We start from the raw sequence: 23,793 nt of genomic DNA, 5'->3' as shown, positions 1-23,793 counted from the left end.
TCGACCGCAGCGCTTTCAAGTCTTGTGCAGTACCAGTGGGAGTTGGCTTGCCGGCGATGGGCTGCGAAGCAGCCCCTAGGCCGGCACAGCCTCAGCAGCCGCCTCCCGCTCCCACACCCGATGCCCCTCTACCGTCTTGACAAAGGCATCCACTACTTTTTGCTCATCCCCCAGCAGCAACCCCTTATCCTCCTTGAGCCCCAGGCTCCCCACCAGCTCCTTGGCCAATAGCATCGCCTTCAGGTGCTTGTAGGCTTCCAGCAGGAAATGCTTGGCCAACCCGCTGGCCGCCAGAGCATCGATCGAAGCCTTCCCCCCCGGCACGACAACTCCATCGAACATGATCGAAGGCATCCCCTCCATCGACGCAGCCACCGGCAGTTGCTTGCCATCTGCCGCCTTCACCGGCGCCGAGGTCGGCCCCAGCAGCATCGGCCGGGCACTGTGCGCTTCCAGCGCCTTGACCAGTTTGTCTAAGCTGGCAGCGTCCACGCCATCAGCCACCAGCACGGCAATCTTGCGCCCCTTGATGCCCACCGAACCTGGGTGGTTCATCTGGCTCAAGGCAGGCGACTGCGCCAGTTGCCCCCCCTTCACCTGCACCGTGCCCGCGCTCGGCGCAGGCAGGCCCAGGTTGGCCGCAACCGCCGCCGCCAGCTTCAAGTCGATGTTGGCAAGGATTTCATGCACTTCCCGGGCGCGAATGTGTTCACGCTCCACTTTGCCCAGTTCAAAGCTGTAAGCCTTGATGATGTGCTGCTGCTCGGTCGGGCTCATGCTCTGGAAGAACAACCGCGCCTGCGAGAAGTGGTCGCCGAACGACGCGCTGCGCTGGCGGATCTTGTGCGCATCGATGCGTTCCTGAAAACTCTCGAAACCACCATCCTGGGCGGCAGGTGGGGTTTCCTGCGGCCAGCCGCCATCGATGGAGTTTGGCTCATAAGAAGCGCGCCCCTTGTGCACCACATGCTGATGCAGGGCGTCGCGCTGGTTATTGTGATTGGGAGCGACGGGGCGGTTGACCGGGATCTGATGGAAGTTGGGCCCACCCAGGCGGCTAAGCTGGGTGTCGGTGTAGGAGAACAACCGCCCCTGCAGCAACGGGTCGTTGGTGAAGTCGATGCCTGGTACGATATGGGCCGGGCAGAACGCCACCTGTTCCACTTCGGCAAAGAAGTTGTCCGGGTTGCGGTTCAACACCATCTTGCCCAATGGTGTAACCGGCACCAGCTCTTCCGGGATTATCTTGGTCGGGTCCAGCAGGTCGAAATCGAACTTGTGCTCGTCCGCCTCCGGCACGATCTGTACGCCCAGTTCCCATTCCGGGTAATCGCCCGTCTCGATAGCCTCCCACAAATCGCGACGCTGGAAATCAGCGTCCTTGCCTGCCAGCTTCTGCGCTTCGTCCCATAGCAGGGAATGCACGCCATGGCGCGGTTTCCAGTGGAACTTGACGAAACTGGCCACGCCCTGGGCATTGATCAGGCGGAAGGTATGCACTCCGAAACCTTCCATCATCCGCAAGCTGCGCGGGATCGCACGGTCCGACATTGCCCACATGACCATATGGGCAGACTCCGGGACCAGCGAAACGAAATCCCAAAAGGTGTCATGGGCCGAGGCACCGGTCGGGATTTCGTTGTGCGGCTCCGGTTTAACGGCGTGGACGAAATCGGGGAATTTGATTGCATCCTGAATGAAGAACACCGGCATATTGTTGCCCACCAGGTCGAAGTTACCTTCGTCGGTGTAGAACTTGACCGCAAAACCTCGCACGTCACGCACGGTGTCGGCTGAGCCGCGCGGGCCTTGCACCGTGGAAAATCGCACGAAAACGGGCGTGACTTTCTCCGGGTCCTGCAGGAAGCCTGCCTTGGTCAGCTCGGCGTGGTTGCCATAGCTCTGGAAATAGCCATGCGCTCCCGTCCCTCGGGCGTGCACGATGCGCTCCGGGATACGCTCGTGGTCAAAGTGCGTGATTTTCTCGCGCATGATGAAATCTTCAAGCAGCGAGGGGCCTCGGCCACCGGCCTTCAGCGTGTTCTGATTGTCAGCGATGCGCACCCCCTGATTGGTACGCAGCGCACGGCCTGTGGCATCGCTGCGGTCAGCTTCCAGGCTTTGCAACTTGGCGTTGGTATTGGCCCGGTCCGGAGTCTGGGTGCCGGCGGCCTCGCTGTGCTTTGGCGCGTCCGTGTTCTTGTTGGGCATGGTCGGCTCTCCTCATCAGTCTACAGGCGTGCCCGTTCGGGCTTGTTCAGGTAGTGACCGGAGCGCTTTGCCGAGCGTTCAATCAGAATTACCGGTTGTCGCGATATGCCCGAAGGATTGGTGCATTACGAAATAAATGCTAAGAACAGCTATGGGAAAAGGCTAAAATGCGCGACCCCAGCCAACCGCTGACCCAAATTCCATGCGCCCCACAAGGTTCGCTACGTGATCGAGTTCCAACAGGTACACAAGACCTACCGCGTCGCCGGTAGGGAAATCCCCGCACTGAATCCGACCAGCCTGATCATCGAAGATGGCCAGGTGTTCGGCCTGATCGGCCATTCCGGCGCCGGCAAGAGCACCATGCTGCGCCTGATCAACCGCCTGGAAGAACCTTCCGGCGGCCAGATCATCGTCGATGGCGAAGACGTTACCGCGTTCAACGCCAGCCAGCTGCGCGGTTTCCGCCAGCAGGTCGGGATGATTTTCCAGCACTTCAACCTGCTGGCCTCCAAGACCGTCGCCGACAACGTCGCCCTGCCACTGACCCTGGCCGGCGAGCTGTCGCGCAGCGCAATCGACAAGCGCGTGACCGAGCTGCTGGCCCGTGTCGGCCTTTCCGACCACGCCAGAAAGTACCCGGCGCAGCTGTCCGGCGGCCAGAAGCAGCGCGTCGGCATCGCCCGCGCCCTGTCCACCAACCCGAAGATCCTGCTGTGCGACGAGGCCACCAGCGCCCTCGACCCGCAAACCACGGCCTCGGTCCTGCAATTGCTGGCCGAAATCAACCGTGAGCTAAAACTGACCATCGTGCTGATCACCCACGAAATGGACGTGATCCGCCGGGTCTGCGACCGCGTGGCAGTGATGGACGCCGGCCAGATCGTCGAACAGGGCTCGGTGGCCGAGGTGTTCCTGCACCCGCAGCACCCCACCACCAAGCGCTTCGTCCAGGAAGACGAGCAGGTCGACGAAGGCGAGCAGCGTGACGACTTCGCCCACGTGCCGGGCCGTATTGTGCGCCTGACCTTCCAGGGCGACGCCACCTACGCGCCGCTGCTGGGCACCGTGGCCCGCGAAACCGGTGTGGACTACAGCATCCTCGCCGGGCGTATCGACCGCATCAAGGATGTCCCCTATGGCCAGCTCACCCTCGCCCTGATCGGTGGTGACATGGAAGCGGCGTTCGCCCGCTTCAAGGCAGCTGACGTACATATGGAGGTACTGCGTTGATGGACGCCCTGAGTTTCTTCGCCAACGTCGACTGGGCCGAAATCTGGCTGGCCAGCGTCGATACCATGATCATGCTGTTCGGCTCGCTGTTCTTCACCGTGTTGCTGGGCCTGCCGCTGGGTGTGCTGCTGTTCCTCTGCGGGCCGAAGCAGATGTTCGAGCAGAAGGGCGTGTATGCGCTGCTGTCGCTGGTGGTGAACATTCTGCGCTCGCTGCCGTTCATCATCCTGCTGATCGTGATGATCCCCTTCACCGTGCTGATCACCGGCACCTCGCTGGGTGTCGCCGGTGCCATTCCACCGCTGGTGGTGGGCGCCACGCCGTTCTTCGCGCGCCTGGTGGAAACCGCCCTGCGTGAAGTGGACCGAGGCATCATCGAAGCCACCCAGTCGATGGGCGCCACCACCCGCCAGATCATTACCAACGCACTGCTGCCGGAGGCCCGCCCGGGCATCTTCGCAGCCATTACCGTGACCGCCATCACCCTGGTGTCGTACACCGCCATGGCCGGTGTGGTCGGTGCCGGCGGCCTGGGCGACCTGGCCATCCGCTTCGGCTACCAGCGTTTCCAGACCGACGTGATGGTCGTCACCGTGGTGCTATTGCTGGTACTGGTCCAGGTCCTGCAGAGCGTGGGCGACAAACTGGTCGTGCATTTTTCCCGTAAGTAACCCCAATGGGGTCGGCCCGGCCGACCCGTTCGGGGGCCGTCGCGGCCCTCACAAGGAGTGATCAATGAAGAAGCTGCTTGCTGTTGTCGCCGCTGTCGCGGCCTTCTCGGCCCACGCCGAATCCCTGACTGTTGCCGCTACCCCGGTGCCGCACGCCGAGATCCTCAACTTCGTCAAACCTGCACTGGCGAAAGAAGGCGTAGAGCTGAAAGTCAAGGAATTCACCGACTATATCCAGCCGAACGTGCAGGTTGCCGAAAAGCGCCTGGACGCCAACTTCTTCCAGCACCAGCCATACCTGGATGAGTTCAACAAGGCCAAGGGCACCCACCTGGTGAGCGTGGCCGGCGTGCACATCGAGCCGCTGGGCGTGTACTCGACCAAGCTCAAGAAGCTGGACGAGCTGTCCTCCGGCGCCACCGTGGTCATCCCCAACGACGCCACCAACGGCGGCCGCGCCTTGCTGCTGCTGGACAAGGCCGGCGTGATCAAGCTCAAGGACAACAAGAACATCCTGTCCACCGTGAAGGATGTTGCCGAGAACCCGAAAAGCCTGAAGTTCCGTGAGCTGGAAGCAGCCACCATCCCACGCGTGCTGACCCAGGTAGATGCTGCCCTGATCAACACCAACTACGCGCTGGAAGCCAAGCTGAACCCGGAGAAAGACGCCCTGGCCATCGAAGGCAGCGACTCGCCGTACGTGAACATCCTGGTTGCCCGCCCGGACAACAAGGACTCGGACGCCATGAAAAAACTGGCCGCTGCGCTGCACTCGCCTGAGGTGAAGCAGTTCATCAACGAGAAGTACAAAGGCGCTGTGGTTCCGGCGTTCTAAGCCCACAATCGCGCTGGATTCTTCGCGGGTAAAACCGCTCCCACAGGTACATCGCTAGCCTCAGGCCTTGTGATATCCCTGTGGGAGCGGGTTTACCCGCGAAGCTTTTGAAGCCCCATCAATCCCGCTTTACAAGCCCCGGCAACTGCGCCACCAGCTTCTGGTTGTTGAACGGCGCCCGAATGAACCCGCGCTGACGCCCATCCGGCCCCACAACCGCCAGGTTGCCGCTGTGATCAACGGTATACCCCGGCTTGCTGGTATCGGCCGGAATGAACGGAATGCTCAAGGCATTGGCCAGCTTCTGGGTATCCTCGATCGACCCCGCCACCCCGACGAAATCCTTGTCGAAATACCCCAGGTACTGCTTCAGCTGGTTCGGCGTGTCACGGTTCGGGTCCACGCTCACCAGCACCACCTGCAGCCGCTCGACGGCCTCCTTGGGCAGCTCGCTCTTCACCTGGCGCAGCTGGGCCAGGGTGGTCGGGCAGATATCCGGGCAGTAGGTGTAGCCGAAGAACAGCAGCGACCACTTGCCCTTCAAGTCATCCAGCCGCACCGGCTGGCCGTCCTGGTTGGTCATGGTCACGTCGGCCACGGTACGACTCTGCGGCAGCAGGATGATGCCGGCATCGATCAGCTCGGTGGGGTTCGGCTGGTCTCGGCCATTGAGCACCTTGTTGACGGTCAGGCCCAGGATCAATGCGACCAGGGCAACGAGGATGAAGACGGTTTTCTGGGTTCGGGTCATAGGCTCAGCAACAGGTAGTGGTCGAGGAGCAAGGCGATGAACAGCGCGAACAGGTAGCCGATAGAGTACTTGAAGGTGCCGATCGCCGCGTGCGGCCGGCTGCCACGGTACAACACCCAGGCCCATTGCAGGAAGCGCAGGCCCAGCACCAGGGCACAGGCCAGGTACAGCGGGCCGCTCATGTGGATGGCGTAAGGCAGCAGGCTCACCGCCAGCAATACCAGGGTGTACAGCAGGATGTGCAGCTTGGTGTAGCGCTCGCCGTGGGTCACCGGCAGCATCGGAATATCGGCCTTGGCGTATTCCTCCTTGCGGTGGATGGCCAGGGCCCAGAAGTGCGGTGGGGTCCAGGCGAAGATGATCAGCACCAGTAGCAGAGGCTCGGCGCTGACATGACCACTGACCGCAACCCAGCCCAGCAGCGGCGGGGCGGCGCCGGCCAAGCCGCCGATGACGATGTTCTGCGGCGTGGCACGCTTGAGAAAGCCGGTGTAGAGCACTGCATAGCCGATCAGCGAAGCCAGTGTCAGCCAGGCGGTGAGGGTGTTGGTGAACATCAGCAGCAGCGCCATGCCCAGCAACGCCAGCGCCAAGGCAAACAGCAGCGCTGGCAGCGGCTCGACGCGGCCCTGGGCCACGGGCCGCTTGTGGGTCCGCGCCATCAGTGCGTCGACGCGTCGGTCCACCACATGGTTGACCACCGCCGCACCGCCTGCACACAAGCCGATGCCCAGGTTGCCGAACAGCAGCACGCTCCAGCTGACACCCGCACGGGTGGCGAGGAACATGCCCGCCAGCGAGGTGATCAGCATCAACACCACCACCTTGGGCTTGGTCAGCTCCAGGTAATCACGCCAACTGGCCCGCCGTGCGCTCAGAAACGTCGCCACGAATCATTCCTCATGTGGTGGGAGATGCCCACGCCAGCCACAGGTCGCAGGCGCCAGCCATGGCCGATACCCGCGCGCACCTTGTCGACCACGCGGATGCGGTAGTTCACCAGCACCATGCTCAGCAGCAACAGCGCCCCACCGGCGTTATGTGCCACGGCCACAGCCAGCGGCAGGTGCAGCAGCACATTGCTGATGCCCAGGCCGACTTGCACCAGCAGCGCCAGCAGCACCAGCCGCGCCAGGCCAGGGAGGCCGCAACGGTGCAGCTTCCAGCTGAGCATCAGCAGCACACAAGTCACCAGCAACGCGCCCAGGCGGTGGCTGATATGGATGGCCGTGCGCGCATCACTGTCCAGCTGCCCACCCAGGTAGTTGGGCCCGACGTGCTGGGTCAGGTGGAAACCGTTGCTGAAGTCCGCCGCCGGCCACCACTGGCCGTGGCAGGTGGGCAGGTCGATGCAGGCGACGGCTGCGTAGTTGGCACTGACCCAGCCGCCCAGGGCGATCTGGCCGATCACCACCAGCAAGGCCAGCGCGGCGATCCGGCGCAGGCTCAATGGCAGCTTGGGCAAGGGCGCAAAGGCCCGGGACAGGCGCAGGGACAACAGGAACAACAAGCTCAGGGTAGTGAAACCACCGAGTAGATGCGCAGTGACCACCTGCGGCCACAGCTTGAGAGTGACCGTCCACATGCCGAAGGCTGCCTGGGCCAGCACCACACCCAGCAACAGCAAGGGCAGGCGATAAGGCTGACCATCGCGGGCATGCCGGCGCAGCGCCTGCACGGCGAGCAGGGCGATCACCATCGCCAGGGTGCCGGCGAAATAGCGGTGAACCATCTCGGCCCAGCCCTTGGCGGCTTCCACCGGGTGCTCGGGGAAATGCAGTTCGGCATGGGCCAGCTGCGCTTCGCTCTTGGGCACGCTGATGAAGCCGTAGCAACCCGGCCAGTCGGGGCAGCCGAGGCCAGCGTGGGTCAGGCGGGTATAGGCACCGAGCAGGACGACCAGCAGTGCCAGCAGGGTGGCGAACACAGCAAGGCGGAATCCGGGTCTGGCCATGGCAGGCTCCTAGCCAATGTTGGACAGCTTGAGCAGATGGCGCAGGTCGTCCAGCACATGCTTGCCGTTGACCTTGGCGTCGTAGCGCAGCACCAGGTTGCCGTGCGGGTCGACGATCCACAGCTGCGGGCCGGCCTCGCCGACCTGCTGCAGGTAGCGTTGTGCATCCAGCGGGTAGCGTTGCAGCTGCGGGTACTCGCGGCCGATCAGCGCCTGGTAGTCGGCGCTCAGCGGCTGGGCGGTAGCCAGGGCATGGCTGGCACGGCTGGCATCACGGCCCAGACCGACCTGGATCTGCCGGGCCAGGTACACCAGGCGCTGGCAGTCCTCGGCACACACTTCGGGCGCGCTCACCAGCAGCTGCCAGTGCTCGTCCTGGCCAGTCACGCCAAGATCGGCGCGGCTTTCACCGTTGCCGATCATGGCACCGTGGTAGCTGCGGCCTTCCGGCACCCAGAACTTGAGCTTGTACATGCTGGTGGCCAGGACCATCGGCCCGAGCACCACCAGCAGAATCAGGATCAGCTGCAAACGCCCGCGGGCTCTGGGTTTGCGACGTTCAGGCACTTCCAGTGGAGTGGCGGTGGCCATGGCGTTTCTCCTTGTTGTGGTGCCAGCCGAAGTAGAGGTAGAGCAGTACCAACGCGATTGCCAGGGCAAACCACTGCACTGCGTAACCCAAGTGTTTTTCCGGGCCCATGACAACGACTGGCCAGTCCAGGCGATAGGTCGCCGGGCCAGGTTCCAGGCGCAGCTCGTGGACGAAGCCTTCCCGATCGAGCTGTTGCCATAGCCGCGCGGCATCCACGGCGGTCAGCAGGTGCGGCCACTGCCCGCCCGCAGGGTCGGGATGCAGCTGGAACATGCTGCCGGGCGCGACGTATACCGAAGCGTCCAGCGCCAACGCCTCGGCAGGGGTATCGAAACGCACCGGCACGCGGCGATCCGGCCAGGGCAGCCAGCCGCGGTTAACCAGCAGCCACCGGCCGCTAGCCTGGTCATGGAAGGGTTGCAGCAGCTCGACACCGGCCTGGCCATCGCGCATGCGGTTGTCCAGCAGCAGGCTGTGCTCGGCGTCGAAGCGGCCGTACAGGTGCACGCGGCGGAAGGCGTTGTCTTCGTTGCTTGTCAGCTGGGTCGTGGCCAATGGTGCTTCAATGCGCCGCTCGGCATAGCTGGCCAGCAATGCGCGCTTTACCTCGGCGCGGCCGAGTTGCCAGCAGCCAAGCGCGATCAGCCCCGGCAGTAGCGCAAGCACCACCAGGGTTGGTACCCAGCCCGGGCGAAACGGCCTCATCGGAGCCTCGCCAGGTCGATCGCTATACTTACCCACATCACCGCATCCCCCCGGAGTATCGCCATGCTCAAGGCCGCGATTGTCCTGATGCTGTTGGCCACGATTGCCAGCCTGTTCAGCGGCTTGGTGTTTCTGGTCAAGGACGATGAAAACTCGACCCGTTTGCTGAAAGCGCTGACCGTGCGGGTAACCCTGGCGGCGCTGACCATCGGTCTGGTCGCCTGGGGCTTTATCAGCGGTCAGCTCGTCTCACACGCCCCCTTCTGAAGTTCTCACCTACCCCTGTGGGAGCGGGTTCACCCGCGAACACGGGCGGAGCCCGTGCCATCCATCGCGTTGCCTGCTTCGCGGGTAAACCCGCTCCCACAGGGTTCTTTATTCACAACACATAGACAAAGATGAACAACCCCACCCACACCACATCGACGAAATGCCAATACCAACTGGCCGCCTCGAAGCCGAAATGCTTCTCCGGGTTGAAGTGCCCACGCAAAATGCGCACGAACATCACGATCAGGATGATCGTGCCCAAGGTCACGTGGGCGCCGTGGAAGCCGGTGAGCATGAAGAACGTCGCGCCATAAATCCCCGACCCCAGCGTCAGCCCCAGCTTGGTATAGGCCTCGTGGTACTCGTAAGCCTGCAACGCGATGAAGCTGGCGCCCAGGATGATGGTCAGCGCCATCCAGAATTTCAGCGGGCCACGGTGGCCACGGCGCAAGGCATGGTGGGCGATGGTGATGGTCACGCTGGAGCTGACCAGCAGGATGGTGTTGATCAGCGGCAGGTGCCACGGGTCGATCACTTCCTTGGGCGGCGGGAACAGTTTCGGGTCGGGCGTGTGCAGCAGCGGCCAGGTGAATTCGAAGGTCGGCCACAACATGTGTGCAACACCCTTGGCCCCTTCACCGCCCAGCCACGGCCCGGCCAGCACGCGCACGTAGAACAGCGCACCGAAGAAGGCCAGGAAGAACATCACCTCGGAGAAGATGAACCAGCTCATGCCCCAGCGGAACGAGCGGTCCAGCTGCGGGCTGTACAGCCCCGCGCGGCTCTCGCGGACCACCGAACCGAACCAGCCGAACAGCATGTAGGCCAGGAACAACGCACCGATGAAGAAGATCAGCGGCCCATGCGACTCGGGGTGGCCGGCCTTCATGTCGTTGAACCAGGTGCCCAGGCCGAACACCGTGATGAACATGCCGATGGTGGCGATGATCGGCCACTTGCTCTGCGCCGGGACGTAGTAGTGCTCATGACTTGCCATTGCTGTTCTCCTTCCCTTAACGGGCGCCCTGGACGTCCTGGGCCGCGACATGCGCGACCGGCGGGTGGCGAGCGGTGATGTCGAACAAGGTGTAGGCCAGTGTCAGGTGCTTCACGCTGGCCGGCAGGTCACGGTCGACGATGAAGCGCACCGGCATCTCGATGCGTTCGCCGGGCTGCAGCACCTGCTGGGTAAAGCAGAAGCACTCGGTCTTGTGGAAGTACGCCGCGGCCTCAGCCGGGGTGATGCTGGGAATGGCTTGCGCACTCATCGGCCGGTCGGTCGGGTTGTGGGCGATGAAGATCATCTGGTTCACCGCGCCGGGGTTGACCTCCAGCTGGTCGGCGGTGGAGTAGAAGTCCCAGACCATGTCACTGGCATTGGTCGACATGAACTGCACCCGCACCGAACGCGTCGGGTCGCTGACCTGGCTGCCTGCGTACTGCCCGCCAGTCTTGCCGTTGATGCCGAAGGCCTTGCACATCACGTCATAGACAGGCACCAGGGCGAAGCCGAAGGCGAACATCACCACCGTCAGCATCAGCAGGCGCAGTACCAGGCGTTTCAGTGACAGGCCGTTCATGGCACGGTTCCTATTTCACTTCCGGGGGCGTCTGGAAGGTGTGGTAGGGCGCAGGCGAAGGGATCGACCACTCCAGGCCCTCGGCACCATCCCAGGGCTTGGCCGGTGCCGGCGCACCGCCGCGGATGCACTTGATGACGATGAACAGGAAGAAGATCTGCGTGGCGCCGAACATGAACGCGCCGATCGACGACACCATGTTGAAGTCGGCGAACTGCAGGTTGTAGTCGGGGATCCGCCGTGGCATGCCGGCCAGCCCCACGAAGTGCATGGGGAAGAAGGCCATGTTCATGCCGACGAACGATAGCCAGAAGTGCAGCTTGCCGAGGGTTTCGTCGTACATGTGGCCAGTCCATTTCGGCAGCCAGTAGTAGGCCGAGGCGAAGATGCCGAAGATCGCCCCAGGCACCAGTACATAGTGGAAGTGCGCCACCACGAAGTAGGTGTCGTGGTACTGGAAGTCCGCCGGGGCGATCGCCAGCATCAGCCCGCTGAATCCGCCGATGGTGAACAGGATGACGAAGGCGATGGCGAACAGCATCGGTGTCTCGAAGGTCAGCGAACCTTCCCACATGGTGCTGACCCAGTTGAACACCTTCACCCCGGTAGGCACGGCGATCAGCATGGTGGCGTACATGAAGAACAGCTCGCCGACCACCGGGATACCGACCACGAACATATGGTGGGCCCAGACGATGAACGACAGGAAGGCGATGGCGCCGGTGGCATACACCATCGAGGTGTAGCCGAACAGCGGCTTGCGCGAGAACGCCGGAATGATCGAGCTGACCGCGCCGAAGGCCGGCAGGATCATGATGTACACCTCGGGGTGGCCGAAGAACCAGAACACGTGCTGGAACAGCACCGGGTCACCACCGCCGGCGGCACTGAAGAAACTGGTGCCGAAGTGGATGTCCATCAGCATCATGGTCACCACGCCGGCCAGCACCGGCATCACCGCAATCAGCAGGAACGCGGTAATCAGCCAGGTCCAGACGAACAGCGGCATCTTCATCAGGGTCATGCCCGGGGCGCGCAGGTTGAGGATGGTGGCGATCACGTTGATCGCGCCCATGATCGAGCTGATGCCCATCAGGTGGATGGCAAAGATGAAGAAGGTGACGCTGGCTGGCGCATAGGTGGTGGATAGCGGGGCGTAGAAGGTCCAGCCGAAGTTGGGCCCGCCGCCCGGGCTGAACAGGGTCGAGACCAGCAGCAGGAAAGCCGCCGGCAGCAGCCAGAAGCTGAAGTTGTTCATCCGCGGCAGGGCCATGTCGGGCGCGCCGATCATCAGCGGGATCATCCAGTTGGCCAGGCCGACGAAGGCCGGCATCACCGCGCCGAACACCATGATCAGGCCGTGCATGGTGGTCATCTGGTTGAAGAACTCCGGCTGGACGATCTGCAGCCCGGGCTGGAACAGCTCGGCGCGGATCACCATGGCGAACGAGCCACCGAGCAGGAACATCATGAAGCTGAACCACAGGTACATCGTGCCGATATCCTTGTGATTGGTGGTCAGCACCCAGCGCATCAGGCCCTTGGCCGGGCCGTGCGCATGTTCATGGCCGTGGGCGTGGTCGTCGATCACTGCACTCATGTCCTCTCTCCTGCAATCCATTGATTGCCGCGAGTAACCCGGTTCATTGCGCTTGTGCCTGCTTCAGCGCCAGTACGTCCTTTGGCGTGACCATGTCACCCTTGTTGTTGCCCCAGGCGTTGCGTTCGTAGGTGACCACGGCGGCGATGTCGACTTCCGAGAGCTGCTTGCCGAACGCGGCCATGGCGGTGCCGGGCTTGCCATGGAAGACGATACCAAGGTGGGCTTCCTTCGGCCCGGTGGCGATCTTCGAGCCCTTGAGCGCCGGGAACATTGGCGGCAGGCCCTGGCCTTCGGCCTGGTGACAGGCCACGCAGGTGGTGTGGTAGACCTTGTCACCACGCTCCACCAGTTCCTCCAGGGTCCATTCCTTGCTGGTCAGCTCCTTGAGCTTGGCAGCTTCAGCCTTGCGCTCGCCCAGCCAGGTGTCGTAGTCGGCCTTGGATTTGACCTCGACCACCACCGGCATGAAGCCGTGGTCCTTGCCGCATAGCTCGGTGCACTGGCCACGGTAGATGCCGGGCTTCTCGATACGGGTCCAGGCTTCGTTGACGAAGCCGGGGATGGCATCACGCTTGACCGCGAAGGCCGGCACCCACCAGGAGTGGATGACATCGGCAGCGGTCACCAGGAAGCGCACCTTGGCGCCCACCGGCAGCACCAGCGGCTGGTCGACTTCGAGCAGGTAGTGCTCGTCCTTGGGGGCCTTGTTGTGGATCTGTTCGGTGGGGGTGGCCAGGTTGCTGAAGAACTCCACGTCCTGGCCAAGGTATTTGTAGTGCCACTTCCACTGGTAGCCGGTAACCTGGATATCGAGGTCCGACTCGCTGGCATCGTAGATGTCGATCAGGGTCTTGGTGGCCGGGATGGCCATGGCTACCAGGATCAGGAAGGGGACCACGGTCCAGAGGATTTCCACCCAGGTGTGCTCGTGGAAATGCGCAGCCTGCTGGCCGGTGGAACGGCGATGGATGACCATGGACCAGAACATCGCGCCAAAGACAACTACGCCGATGATCACGCAGATCCAGAAGATGGTCATGTGCAGGTCGAAGACGGCGTTGGAGACTTCCGTCGCCCCCGGGTGCATGTTCACGGTCCAGGCGGCGTTGGCCTGACCAAAAACCGACCACAACAGGAGGCCCATCCAGACATGTGGATGTCGCATCATTGCGGGTTCCCCTTCTCGTTCTTGTAGTCCCGGAGGCGTGGCCTGCGGCAAGAGGGAACGGTGGTCAAGACTACCTGGCTTCGACGACCGAGCCCCTGCTAAAAGCAGTCGGGCCTCATCAACGAATCACGTTCACCGGGAGTATAGACAGCGACCAACGGCACGCAACGAAGCCCGTGAAATGAACTTGATGAAATGGCTGAATGCCTTGAAAAGCGCGCGCTTGATAGGCCATGGCGCAATAATGGCATTTCGATATGCCTGAGTATGCGTACGTTTGCGCGATTTATAACAAATGCGTCTTAGGCATTCTGTATACCGAGCTAATTTAGTGTCTTCCGTTTGAAACGTAATGTCCCTGGAGTTGTCATGAACATCGCTGCTGTACGCGAGCAGGTAAGCCAAGCCCATCAACACGAAGGCCAGACCGGCCAATTGAAAAAGCGTCTCGAGCTGCAACTGCCCCACCTGCACCCCTCGATCCAACTGCCTGAGCAGGACGCCCAGGGTACCTTGGCGCGCTTCGTCAGCGCCTACATCGACCAGGTTCCGGAACTGCTGGAGGCCGCGCACGAGGTTGCCCGCGAGGCCGGGATCGAATCGCAGATCACCCCTGTACTGAAAATTGCCGAGGCTTACTTTCTGCAACCGCCCAGCGTGATGCAAGGGCATGTCGGCCTGGACTGTCTGCTGGATGAGGCCTACCTGGCGCACCGCCTCGTGGAAGAGGTAAACGACCTGTACATCCGTCACTTCCAGCAGCCGCTGATCCCGGTCGACACCACCGTCGCCAACCTGATTGCCCACCAGTTGATTGGCGAGACCTTTGCCAACCAGCTGGATGAAGTGGTGCATCACTCGGTGGACGAAATGTTGAATGACCAAAGCTTCGCGGTGGAATCGGTAGAAGCCTACCGCGAGAAATTGAGCAGCCCGGAAACCGGCGCGGCCTGGAAACGCTGGCCGTGCCTGTCGCGACAGCTGGGTGTGGAGCTGGGCCAACCGACCTGACCCATTGATATAAGCTGTTCCGGCCTCTTCGCGGGTAAACCCGCTCCCACAGGTACTGCGCCGGCTTTGAATCCTGTGCTGAGCATGTGGGAGCGGGTTTACCCGCGAAGAGGCCAGTTCAGGCGATACAGACTTTCAGCTTCAGGCCCCAACCCCCGCCGTGGTCCGCATCCGCCCTTCGATCCGCCGCTTCAAGCGCCGCTGCTCGATCAGCAACCGCGAGCCATTGGCCGAATTACTGCGGCCCCAATCCTCAAGCAGCTCAAGGCACGAGTGGTCGATATAACTCAGATTACCCAGCGGCACATGCAGTGTGGTCCCCACCGGCACGCTATCCAACACCTGGGTCAGCGCTGGCACCTTGAGGAAGGTGGCCGCACCACTAAGCCGCAGCTCCATGTGCCCAGCCTTCTCCAGGCTGACCAGGTTGATCTTCAGCCGCGCCGCCTTGAGCGCCAGCTTCAGCAAGGTCAGGGCAAAGCCCAGCAGCACGCCGGTCAGCAGGTCGGTAAAGATGATCGCCAGCGCCGTCGCCGCGTAGGTGAACATCGGCATGCGGCCATAGCGGCCCAGCCCACGAAACGCCTTGAAATCCACCAGCTTGACCCCGGTAAACACCAGCACACCCGCCAGGCTCGCCACGGGGATCTGCTGCAGCACGCTGCTCAGCACCACCACAAAGGCCAACAGCCAAAGGCCATGGAAGATCGCCGAAGCCCGGGTCTGTGCCCCCGCCTGCACGTTGGCCGAGCTACGCACGATCACCCCGGTCATCGGCAGCGCACCCAACACCCCGCACAGCATGTTGCCGATGCCCTGAGCCGACAGCTCACGGTCGAAGTCCGAGCGCTGGCCGCTGTGCATGCGGTCAACCGCAGCCGCTGACAACAAGGTTTCGGCACTGGCGATGAAGGCCAGGGCAAAAGCGGCAACCAACAGGGTAGGGTCGGCCAGTTGCATCAGGTCACCAGGGTGGATCCAGTCGATGGCCTCAGACAGGTCGGCCGGCACCTGCACGCGGTTCACCGGCAAGGCCAGCCACATACTGATGGCCGTCATGGCCGACACGCCCAGCAGGGCACCCGGGACGAAGCGCAGCCGCTGCGGCCGCAGGCGCTCCCAGCCCCACATGATGGCGATGGTGCCCAGGCCCAGCGCACCGGCCATCCAACCGGAGCCGGTGCTTTCCTGTGGCAGGGCGGCGGCCACGGTCGCCGGAAACTCCAGCAGGTTCTGCATGCCGGATGGCTGCGGCGCGGTGTCGAACATCACATGCACCTGCGACAGCACGATCAGCACGCCAATACCCGCCAGCATGCCGTACACCACCGCCGGCGCGGTAACCCGGAACCAGCAGCCCAGGCGCAGGCGCCCGGCCAGCAACTGCAGCAAGCCGGCCAGCAGCAGAATCGGCCCGAGCATGGCCATGCCATGCTGGCGCACCAGCTCGAATACCAGTACCGCCAGGCCCGCGGCAGGGCCACTGACCTGCAGCGGCGAACCGGCGAGGAAACCGACAACAATACCGCCGATAATGCCGGTAATCAGGCCTTTGGCCGGCGGCATGCCCGAAGCGATCGCAATGCCCATGCACAACGGCAGGGCAACCAGGAAGACCACCACCGACGCCAGCAACTCACGCGGCAGGGCCGCTTTCAACTGTGTAATGTTCACCGTGTTTCTCCTTTCTCTGTCACACAGCCATTCCCCTGGCCGTGGGCACGTTTGCCCCTGACGAACGCGCAGGCGCGGGCCGCCAGCGGGCGTGCCGGCAAGCAGTCAGGGAATTCAGGGCAGCCGAAGGCCGCGCCACACCCCTACAGGGTGCAGCCGGCTATCAAGGTTTCAGCAGGTGGACGGGTCGCTTAGTAGCGGCCTCTCGGAGTGGCGCAGGGGACTGGCTCGCCAGCAGCCAGGGGCAGGAAGCTGTCGCTGGCGGCGTCGTAGGCTTCGATCTTGCTGGTCTCGATGTCGTAGACCCAGCCATGGATGAACAGCTCCCCGGCGGCCAGGCGCGAAGCCACCGAAGGGTGAGTGCGCAGGTGATGCAGCTGGGCGATGACGTTTTCCTTGGTCAGCACTTGCATGGTTTCGTGTTCGCTGCCGCACGAGCAGTTGTTCTCGACCACGGTGCGGGCCACTTCGGCGTGGCGCAACCAGGCGGACACGGTCGGCATCTTGGTCAGCGATTGCGGATTGAGTACTGCACGCATGGCGCCGCAGTCGGAGTGGCCGCACACGATGATATGGTGCACGCCCAGTGCCAGCACGGCATATTCGATGGCGCTGGAAACGCCGCCGTTCATCTGGCCATAAGGTGGTACCACGTTACCGACGTTGCGGGTCACGAACAGGTCGCCCGGCGAGCTCTGGGTGATCAGCTCGGGGACGATGCGCGAGTCGGCGCAGGTGATGAACATGGCACGCGGGGTTTGCGCGGTGGCGAGCTTCTTGAACAGCTCTTGCTGCTCGGGGAAAACGTCATGGTGAAAACGCAGGAAGCCGTCGACGATGTGCTTAAGGGCGGCATCGGCGCTCTCCGCGGTGACCTGCGGTACGACCTTGGATGGGTCCTTGACGGGCATGATTCATCCTCTTGACGGTGTGTAGGTAAATCCATTTTACCGGTGAAAGATTCTGGCTATGCAGGGATTTAGATGACGCGCACAGGCCATAGATCACAGTCTTCGTGGACTGGTTGCCTACGCTAGCGGGGAAAACTTAACTGAAACTTAATTCGAAGGCTCTAGAACGGGTGTTCCAGATAGGAAAGGCGGGTATTGGATAATAGCAAAAAAACATCAGCTGCCAACATGTATTAGCGCAGTTATTGGCTGTTATTAGTTGAGTTATGAGCATCGCACGTTGCCTGCAGGAGCGGGTTTACCCGCTCCCACACGCTGAGAGATCAGAACAGGGCCATCTGCCCACCCGGCGGGCAGAACGCCGAGCAATCCAGCACCTGCGCTTCCCGCCCCTCGAAATCCAGCCGCTTCATGGCCTTGGCAAAGCGCTGCGCCAGCAACTCGGCAAACACCCCTTCACCGCGCATGCGCGCGCCAAATCGGCTGTCATACAGTTCGCCACCCCGGCTCTGGCGAATCAGGCTCAATACATGTGCCGCCCGCTGCGGGTAATGGTCCCGCAGCCATTGCTCGAACAACGGCGCCACCTCCAACGGCAGGCGCAACATCATGTAGGCCGCACTCTGTGCACCTGCCTCCCTGGCCGCCTCCAGCAGCCGTTCCAGTTCACTGTCGTTGATCATCGGAATCATCGGCGAACACAGTACGCCAACCGGCACTCCCGCCTCGCGCAACACCCGGATAGCCCGCAAGCGCGCCTTGGGTGATGCTGCACGCGGCTCCAGCACCCGCTTCAGGTCGTCATCCAGGGTGGTCAGGCTGATCATTACCCGCACCAGGCGCTGGCGAGCCATCTCGGCCAGCAGGTCGAGGTCGCGCAACACCAGCGAACCCTTGGTGACGATGGTCACCGGATGGCGAAAACGCAGCAGCACGTCGAGCAGGCGCCGGGTCAGCAGCTGTTCCCGCTCGATTGGCTGGTACGGATCGGTGTTGGAGCCCAGGTTGATCGGGGCGCACACGTACCCCGGCTTGCTCAATTGCTGCGCGAGTACATCGGCAGCGTTGGTCTTGGCGATCAGCTTGGTTTCGAAGTCCAGGCCAGGGGAAAGGTCCCAGTAGGCATGGGAGGGGCGGGCATAGCAGTAGATGCAGCCATGCTCGCAGCCGCGGTAAGGGTTGATGGCGCGATCGAATGGCAGGTCGGGGGACGTATTGCGGCTGATCACCGATTTGGCCGTCTCGACCCGTACCTCGGTGCCCTGGGTTTGCGGTACTTCCTGATACCAGCCGTCATCCTCTGCCACCGAATGGCTTGGGGCGAAGCGGTTATGCGGATTGTGCGCCGTACCACGGCCCTTTGGCGGTGCTGGATGAATCATGGGCTTACCCTGATACTGTATTCATATACAGTATCCTGTAGACTCAGATCATTCCAGCACCTCTGGTCAGTGTGCCTTCACGCCAGACCATACCAACGCAGGTACGGCGTATGGCTCACCTGCCGGCCAAGGAATGCCTCGATACCTTCACGCAAGGGCCGCGATGCCCCCGGGGCGAACAACGTCTCCTGCAGTTCCCGGCCTGTAGTCGGGTCCAGCAGCCCCGCCGACTCGAAGCGGGTGAAAAGGTCGAAGGCGTGCACATCCGACCACAGGTACGCGTAATAGCCTGCATCGTAGCCAGCGACCAGGTAGTCGAAGGCATGCGCAGGGTGCTCGAAGTCGGCCAGCGGCCAATAACCACAACGCTCTCGGGCATCATCCAGGCGTTGCTCAAGGGACCTGCCGTCGTTCGGTGTGCCGTGCAGGTCCATGTCGAACAGCGCCATGCTCAATCCGTAGGCGGTTTCCTGCACGCCCTGCTGCCGCAACCGCTGCAGGCACTCATCGGCCCGTGAACGGGTGAGTTTGTTGCCGTCCGCCTGGTGGGACGAGATCGCCACCAGGTAGTCCGCATCCCAGACCCAGCGCTCGAACAGCTTGCCGAACAACTCCGCACCATCGGTGCCGAGTTCGGTCACGTTGGACAGCACATGGTTGGTGGTACGCACCAGCAAGTGCTGCAGCGCATGACCAAACTCGTGGAACATCTTGCGCAACGACAGGTGGTCGAGCAGAGGCTCAGAACCCGTCGGCGCTTGCGGTATGTCGCAGAAGACTATCACCGAGGCAGGCTGGTAGATCCCCTCGGCATCGACGCGGCGGTTGTTTATGTAGGTGGTCATCACCGCGTCTGCCTGCTTGCCGGCATGTTGCACGGCATCCAGATACAGGTACCCAATAAAAGCGTGGTCCTGCCACACCTCGAACGGTTGCACACTGTCATCCCAGGTGGGGAGCTGTCTGGGCAGCAGCAGCACGCCGAACAGCGTTTCCGCTAGCTGTTGCAACGCGCTGACAACCGTGTTCAGCGGGAAGTATTCGCGTAACGCCTCAGTGGAAAGCTCGGTGGGAGAGGGGGCCTGCAGGTAGTCGACATCCCACGGCTGGACCTCGCCCAGGCCCTTGGCTGCGCCCTGGCGTTCGAGATCCGAACGCCACTGCAGCATGGCAGGGCGTACCTGTGCGGCAAGATCGTGAAGGAAACCGCGCACTTGCTCGACCGAGCCGGCGCTCTTCGCCTGCAAGCTCAGCTCCAGGTGGCTGGCGAAACCGAGTAGTTGCGCCTTTTCCTCGCGCAACTGGGCCAGTCGCTGAAGATGCGAGCGGTTGTCCAACTGCGGATCAGCACTGACACCCCGTGCGTGATAAGCCCTGTAAACGCGCTCACGCAACTGGCGGTTTGCCGCGTGCTTGAGCACGGCCTCGGTGGCTACGCTTTCGCACACCACCAGCCAGCCAGGCCGCCCCGCATCCCGCGCCCGAGCCGCCAGCTCGTCGCGTATCCGCTGCGGTATGCCACTCAACTCGCTTTCATCGATAATCTCCAGGCCTGGCCGGTTGATGTTGCTGCGGAACGCTTCGCTTGCCGTGGAGATATTCGCGTTCAGATCAGTCAGCCGCGCCCGTCCGGCCGCATCGAGCAGTGCACCGCTGGCGCTGAATTTTTCCAGGTACCAACGCAGGGTGGCACGCTGGTGGGCATCCAGATTCTTGCCGATATCGCTGTCAGCCAGGCGCGCATATAACTGCTGCAGCCTGCCGTCGGCGAGTTTCTGTTCGAACCGGGCTATCACCCTGACGAAAAAGCCCATGATGCTGCTGGTCCAGCTTTCGCTCCTGGCGACCAACGGGCTGGCTGCATACAGCGCTGCCACTAACCGGGCGTCCAGTTCGTCCACCGCCAGCACCATGTCGTCCCAGGTCGGCATGGTGCCCTGCTCGATGAGGATACGCTCGATACCCTGCTCATGCGCCATCAGCACATGCTCAAACGCTTCTTGCATGTTTTCCAGGGTGATCGATGGATAATCGACGGGGATACTGTTTTTTTGCAGCAGTGGGTTGTCCATGACGCGCTACCTTGCTCGTGGTGAAAAGCAGGTGAGCTTGCGTGGCCAGCAAGGAGAGGGTGGCCTGACTATCTACCACCCCGAGCATGCCTGCCCGGGCACAGCGCCCGGGCGGCACGACGGCTTTATTCAGCCGGTTTCTTCAACTTCGGGTTGGGGAAGAACTGCACGGTCTGTACCTTGGCCGGCGCCGCTTTTGGTGCCAGCTGGTTGACCCGGGTGCCGAGCTCCTTCGGCACCGACAAGCCCTGCTCGTTGAGGGTGTCGGTAAAACCGCAGGCCACGCACTCGCGGTGCGGTACGTCGTCTTCGCTCCACATCATCAGCTTGTCAGGCTCACTGCAGGCCGGGCACACAGCCCCGGCTATGAAGCGCTTCTTGGTCTGGTTCACAGCTACCTCGCTCATGCTGCAGCGTCCTCGGTAAGGCCACTGTGGCGCAACAACGCATCGATGGAAGGTTCACGGCCACGGAAGTCGACGAACAGCTCCATGGGTTCGCGTGAACCGCCGCGGGCCAGGATCGCTTCACGGAACGCACGGCCGGTTTCGGCATTCAGCACACCTTCTTCCTCGAAACGCGAGAAGGCATCGGCCGACAGCACTTCGGCCCACTTATAGCTGTAGTAGCCGGCTGCATAACCGCCCGCGAAGATATGCGCAAAGCTGTTGGGGAAGCGGTTGTACGCCGGTGGGCGCATGACCGACACCTCGTCGCGCACGCCTTCGAGCACCTGCAGCACGCTGCGGCCGTCACCTTGGCTGGCGTGCAGTTCGAAGTCGAACAGCGAGAACTCCAGCTGGCGCACCATCATCATGCCCGACTGGAAGTTCTTCGCCGCCAGCATCTTGTCCAGCAGGTCCTGGGGCAGGGCCGCACCGGTTTCGTAATGGCCGGAGATCAGCGCCAGGCCTTCCGGCTCCCAGCACCAGTTTTCCATGAACTGGCTGGGCAGCTCGACCGCGTCCCAGGCCACGCCGTTGATGCCGGATACACCGGCATGCTCTATGCGGGTCAGCATGTGATGCAGGCCATGGCCGAACTCATGGAACAAGGTGGTGACTTCATCGTGGGTCAACAGCGCCGGCTTGCCGGGCGCGGCCGGGGTGAAGTTGCACACCAGGTTGGCCACCGGGCTCTGCAACTGGCCGGCGGCGGTGCGGCGACGATCACGCGCGCCATCCATCCAGGCGCCGCCACGTTTGTTGGCGCGGGCGTAGAGGTCGAAGAAGAAGCGGCCGACGTGTTGGCCATTCTCCTTGATCTCGAACAGGCGCACATCCGGGTGCCAGCTGTCGAAGCCCTTGAGCTCGGCAATTTCGATGCCGTACAAGCGCTGCACGATGCTGAACAGGCCGCTCAGCACCTTGTCGATCGGGAAGTAGGCGCGCAGGGCTTCCTGCGACACGCTGTAACGCTGCTCGCGCAGCTTCTCACCGAAGTAACCGGCGTCCCAGCTGGCCAGCTCAGGGCAGCCCTGCTCGGCGGCGTAGGCCTTGAGCTGCTCCAGGTCCTGGGCGGCGAACGGCCTGGAACGCTTGGCCAGGTCACGCAGGAAGCTCAGCACCTGGTCGCTGGACTCGGCCATCTTGGTCGCCAGGCTCAACTCGGCGTAGTTCTTGTAGCCCAGCAGTTCGGCCAGCTCCTGGCGCAGGCCGAGGATTTCCTGCATCACCGGGCCGTTGTCGAACTGGCCGGCATTCGGGCCTTGATCCGAGGCACGGGTGCAGTAGGCGGCGTACAGCTCTTCGCGCAGGGCGCGGTCGCTGGCGTAGGTCATCACCGCGTAGTAGCTGGGGAATTCCAGGGTGATCAGCCAGCCGTCGAGGCCCTTGGCCTGGGCGGCGGCGGCCATCTGCGCCTTGGCCGAGTCGGTCAGGCCGGCCAGCGCAGCTTCCTCGGTAACGTGCTTGGTCCAGGCCTGGGTAGCGTCGAGCAGCTGGTTGGAGAAACGGCTGCCCAACTCGCTGAGCTTGCTCTGCACTTCGGCGTAGCGCTGCTGTTTATCAGCCGGCAGGTCGATACCCGACAGGCGGAAGTCACGCAGGGCGTGCTCAAGGATAGTCTTTTGCGCCACGTCGAAGCTGGCGGCCTCCGGGCTGTCGATCAGCGCCTGGTAGGCTTCGAACAGCGCACGGTTCTGACCCAGTTCGGTAGAGTAGGCGCTCAGCGCCGGCAGGCACGACTCGTAGGCTTCGCGCAGCTCCGCGCTGTTGCACACCGCATTGAGGTGGCTGACCGGGCTCCAGGCGGCGCCCAGGCGATCGTTCAGTTCGTCCATGGCCAACACCAGGCCAGCCCAGGTAGGGTTCTTGCCCTGCTTTTCGAGGATCTCGGCAATGGCTTTACGGTTGTCGGCCAGGATCGCTTCGATCGCCGGCAATACGTGTTCGGCACGGATTTGCGAGAAGGGCGGCAGATCGTAGGACTGCAGAAGCGGGTTGTTCGCACTCACGGTTTGGATACCTTGGCAGAAGAAACACTGCCCCATCTTAATTACAATCGACGCCGACCGCAGCAGGCAGCCTGCCTATCGGCACAGATGAGAGACGCTATCATGGCCATCCGAAGCTTCCAGCAACACACTCCGAAAGTTGGGCCCCGGGCCTTCGTCGACCGGTCGGCGGTGGTGCTGGGGGACGTGGAAATCGGTGAAGACAGTTCGGTCTGGCCGTTGGCCGTGGTACGCGGCGACATGCACCGCATCCGCATCGGCGCGCGCACCAGCGTGCAGGACGGCAGCGTGCTGCACATCACCCACGCAGGCCCCTTCAACCCGGACGGTTTCCCGCTGATCATCGGTGACGAAGTGACCATCGGTCACAAGGTCATGCTGCATGGCTGCACCTTGGGCAACCGCATCCTGGTCGGCATGGGCAGCACCATCATGGACGGCGCCATCGTCGAGGACGAAGTGATCATCGGCGCCGGCAGCCTGGTACCGCCGGGCAAGCGCCTGGTCAGTGGCTACCTGTACATTGGCAGCCCGGTGAAACAGGCCCGGCTGCTGAACGACCAGGAACACGCATTCTTCGCCTACAGCGCCAGCAACTACGTGAAGCTCAAGGACCAGCACCTGGCCGAAGGCTACGATCAACCTGAATGACCGCATTCACGGGTAAACCCAATCCCACAAGGTACGGCGTCGGCCTCAGGCCCTGTGATACCCC

The 23,793-nt window shown here is 62.7% G+C and carries 22 protein-coding genes; 6 read left to right on the top strand and 16 right to left on the bottom strand.

Annotation, left to right across the window (positions count from 1 at the left end; genetic code table 11):
- Window positions 1–75: 75 nt before the first annotated feature.
- The gene (gene katE, locus FQ664_RS00865; protein ID WP_144170041.1) at window positions 76–2,211 is read right to left on the bottom strand and encodes a catalase HPII; all 2,136 of its coding nucleotides are present in this window, start codon (window positions 2,209–2,211) and stop codon (window positions 76–78) included.
- 225 nt (window positions 2,212–2,436) lie between these two features.
- Between katE and FQ664_RS00860 the strand changes: the two genes are divergently transcribed.
- The 3 genes from FQ664_RS00860 (at window position 2,437) to FQ664_RS00850 (ending at window position 4,950) form a co-directional block, all read left to right on the top strand.
- Window positions 2,437–3,444, top strand: a complete 1,008-nt coding sequence (locus tag FQ664_RS00860; RefSeq protein ID WP_144170040.1) for a methionine ABC transporter ATP-binding protein — start codon at window positions 2,437–2,439, stop codon at window positions 3,442–3,444.
- Window positions 3,444–4,115, top strand: coding sequence for a methionine ABC transporter permease (locus FQ664_RS00855; protein ID WP_144170039.1), 672 nt, complete (start codon window positions 3,444–3,446; stop codon window positions 4,113–4,115). Before FQ664_RS00860 ends, FQ664_RS00855 begins: the two co-directional genes overlap by 1 nt.
- Window positions 4,116–4,179: 64 nt before the next feature.
- The gene (locus tag FQ664_RS00850; RefSeq protein WP_144170038.1) at window positions 4,180–4,950 is read left to right on the top strand and encodes a MetQ/NlpA family ABC transporter substrate-binding protein; all 771 of its coding nucleotides are present in this window, start codon (window positions 4,180–4,182) and stop codon (window positions 4,948–4,950) included.
- Window positions 4,951–5,068: 118 nt separating this feature from the next.
- On the opposite strand, the gene FQ664_RS00840 is transcribed toward FQ664_RS00850, so the two are convergent.
- From FQ664_RS00840 to FQ664_RS00820, 5 genes are read right to left on the bottom strand one after another with little or no spacing between them, the layout of a single operon-like run.
- A complete protein-coding gene (locus FQ664_RS00840) occupies window positions 5,069–5,701 on the bottom strand; it encodes an SCO family protein (protein ID WP_144170037.1) in 633 nt (210 codons plus the stop codon).
- Window positions 5,698–6,591, bottom strand: a complete 894-nt coding sequence (cyoE, locus tag FQ664_RS00835) for a heme o synthase (protein ID WP_144170036.1) — start codon at window positions 6,589–6,591, stop codon at window positions 5,698–5,700. The genes FQ664_RS00840 and cyoE overlap by 4 nt, the downstream gene beginning before the upstream one ends.
- Complete coding sequence (locus tag FQ664_RS00830; protein WP_144170035.1) at window positions 6,576–7,655, bottom strand: COX15/CtaA family protein; 1,080 nt, start codon at window positions 7,653–7,655, stop codon at window positions 6,576–6,578. The genes cyoE and FQ664_RS00830 overlap by 16 nt, the downstream gene beginning before the upstream one ends.
- A gap of 9 nt (window positions 7,656–7,664) precedes the next feature.
- Window positions 7,665–8,246: a hypothetical protein gene (locus tag FQ664_RS00825; protein ID WP_144170034.1), complete on the bottom strand. Its 582-nt coding sequence runs from the start codon at window positions 8,244–8,246 to the stop codon at window positions 7,665–7,667.
- Window positions 8,215–8,952, bottom strand: coding sequence for an SURF1 family protein (locus tag FQ664_RS00820; RefSeq protein ID WP_144170033.1), 738 nt, complete (start codon window positions 8,950–8,952; stop codon window positions 8,215–8,217). The genes FQ664_RS00825 and FQ664_RS00820 overlap by 32 nt, the downstream gene beginning before the upstream one ends.
- A gap of 63 nt (window positions 8,953–9,015) precedes the next feature.
- On the opposite strand from FQ664_RS00820, the gene FQ664_RS00815 reads away from it, so the two are divergent.
- Window positions 9,016–9,219 (top strand): twin transmembrane helix small protein, encoded by a 204-nt coding sequence (locus FQ664_RS00815; RefSeq protein WP_003258925.1) that lies wholly within the window; start codon window positions 9,016–9,018, stop codon window positions 9,217–9,219.
- Window positions 9,220–9,331: 112 nt separating this feature from the next.
- Here the strand turns inward: FQ664_RS00815 and FQ664_RS00810 are convergent, their stop codons facing one another.
- From FQ664_RS00810 to coxB, 4 genes are read right to left on the bottom strand one after another with little or no spacing between them, the layout of a single operon-like run.
- Window positions 9,332–10,219, bottom strand: coding sequence for a cytochrome c oxidase subunit 3 (locus FQ664_RS00810; protein WP_144170032.1), 888 nt, complete (start codon window positions 10,217–10,219; stop codon window positions 9,332–9,334).
- A gap of 16 nt (window positions 10,220–10,235) precedes the next feature.
- Window positions 10,236–10,802, bottom strand: coding sequence for a cytochrome c oxidase assembly protein (locus tag FQ664_RS00805; RefSeq protein ID WP_144170031.1), 567 nt, complete (start codon window positions 10,800–10,802; stop codon window positions 10,236–10,238).
- 10 nt (window positions 10,803–10,812) lie between these two features.
- A complete protein-coding gene (gene ctaD / locus FQ664_RS00800; RefSeq protein WP_144170030.1) occupies window positions 10,813–12,402 on the bottom strand; it encodes a cytochrome c oxidase subunit I in 1,590 nt (529 codons plus the stop codon).
- A gap of 43 nt (window positions 12,403–12,445) precedes the next feature.
- A complete protein-coding gene (coxB, locus tag FQ664_RS00795; protein ID WP_144170029.1) occupies window positions 12,446–13,573 on the bottom strand; it encodes a cytochrome c oxidase subunit II in 1,128 nt (375 codons plus the stop codon).
- A gap of 369 nt (window positions 13,574–13,942) precedes the next feature.
- Between coxB and FQ664_RS00790 the strand changes: the two genes are divergently transcribed.
- Entirely contained in the window at window positions 13,943–14,584 is a 642-nt protein-coding gene (locus tag FQ664_RS00790; protein ID WP_144170028.1) for a hypothetical protein, read from the top strand.
- A 141-nt stretch (window positions 14,585–14,725) separates the two neighbouring features.
- On the opposite strand, the gene FQ664_RS00785 is transcribed toward FQ664_RS00790, so the two are convergent.
- From FQ664_RS00785 to prlC, 6 genes are all read right to left on the bottom strand, one after another.
- On the bottom strand, window positions 14,726–16,258 hold the full coding sequence (locus FQ664_RS00785) for a SulP family inorganic anion transporter (protein WP_144170027.1): 1,533 nt from the start codon (window positions 16,256–16,258) through the stop codon (window positions 14,726–14,728).
- A 191-nt stretch (window positions 16,259–16,449) separates the two neighbouring features.
- Window positions 16,450–17,169: a carbonic anhydrase gene (locus tag FQ664_RS00780; protein WP_144170026.1), complete on the bottom strand. Its 720-nt coding sequence runs from the start codon at window positions 17,167–17,169 to the stop codon at window positions 16,450–16,452.
- Window positions 17,170–17,492: 323 nt separating this feature from the next.
- Window positions 17,493–18,551: a PA0069 family radical SAM protein gene (locus tag FQ664_RS00775; protein ID WP_144170025.1), complete on the bottom strand. Its 1,059-nt coding sequence runs from the start codon at window positions 18,549–18,551 to the stop codon at window positions 17,493–17,495.
- A 77-nt stretch (window positions 18,552–18,628) separates the two neighbouring features.
- The gene (locus FQ664_RS00770; protein ID WP_144170024.1) at window positions 18,629–20,623 is read right to left on the bottom strand and encodes a M3 family metallopeptidase; all 1,995 of its coding nucleotides are present in this window, start codon (window positions 20,621–20,623) and stop codon (window positions 18,629–18,631) included.
- Window positions 20,624–20,748: 125 nt separating this feature from the next.
- The gene (locus FQ664_RS00765) at window positions 20,749–21,030 is read right to left on the bottom strand and encodes a YheV family putative zinc ribbon protein (RefSeq protein ID WP_144170023.1); all 282 of its coding nucleotides are present in this window, start codon (window positions 21,028–21,030) and stop codon (window positions 20,749–20,751) included.
- Window positions 21,027–23,114 carry an oligopeptidase A gene (gene prlC / locus FQ664_RS00760; RefSeq protein ID WP_144170022.1) on the bottom strand — a complete coding sequence of 696 codons (2,088 nt, stop codon included), beginning with the start codon at window positions 23,112–23,114 and terminating at the stop codon, window positions 21,027–21,029. Before prlC ends, FQ664_RS00765 begins: the two co-directional genes overlap by 4 nt.
- A 66-nt stretch (window positions 23,115–23,180) precedes the next feature.
- On the opposite strand from prlC, the gene FQ664_RS00755 reads away from it, so the two are divergent.
- Window positions 23,181–23,729 carry a gamma carbonic anhydrase family protein gene (locus FQ664_RS00755; protein WP_144170021.1) on the top strand — a complete coding sequence of 183 codons (549 nt, stop codon included), beginning with the start codon at window positions 23,181–23,183 and terminating at the stop codon, window positions 23,727–23,729.
- Window positions 23,730–23,793 lie beyond the last annotated feature (64 nt).

This window comes from Pseudomonas persica (assembly GCF_900291015.1).
GTDB lineage: Bacteria > Pseudomonadota > Gammaproteobacteria > Pseudomonadales > Pseudomonadaceae > Aquipseudomonas.
The sequence above is the reverse complement of the archived record's forward strand: the minus strand, read 5'-3'. Positions and strand labels throughout refer to the sequence as shown.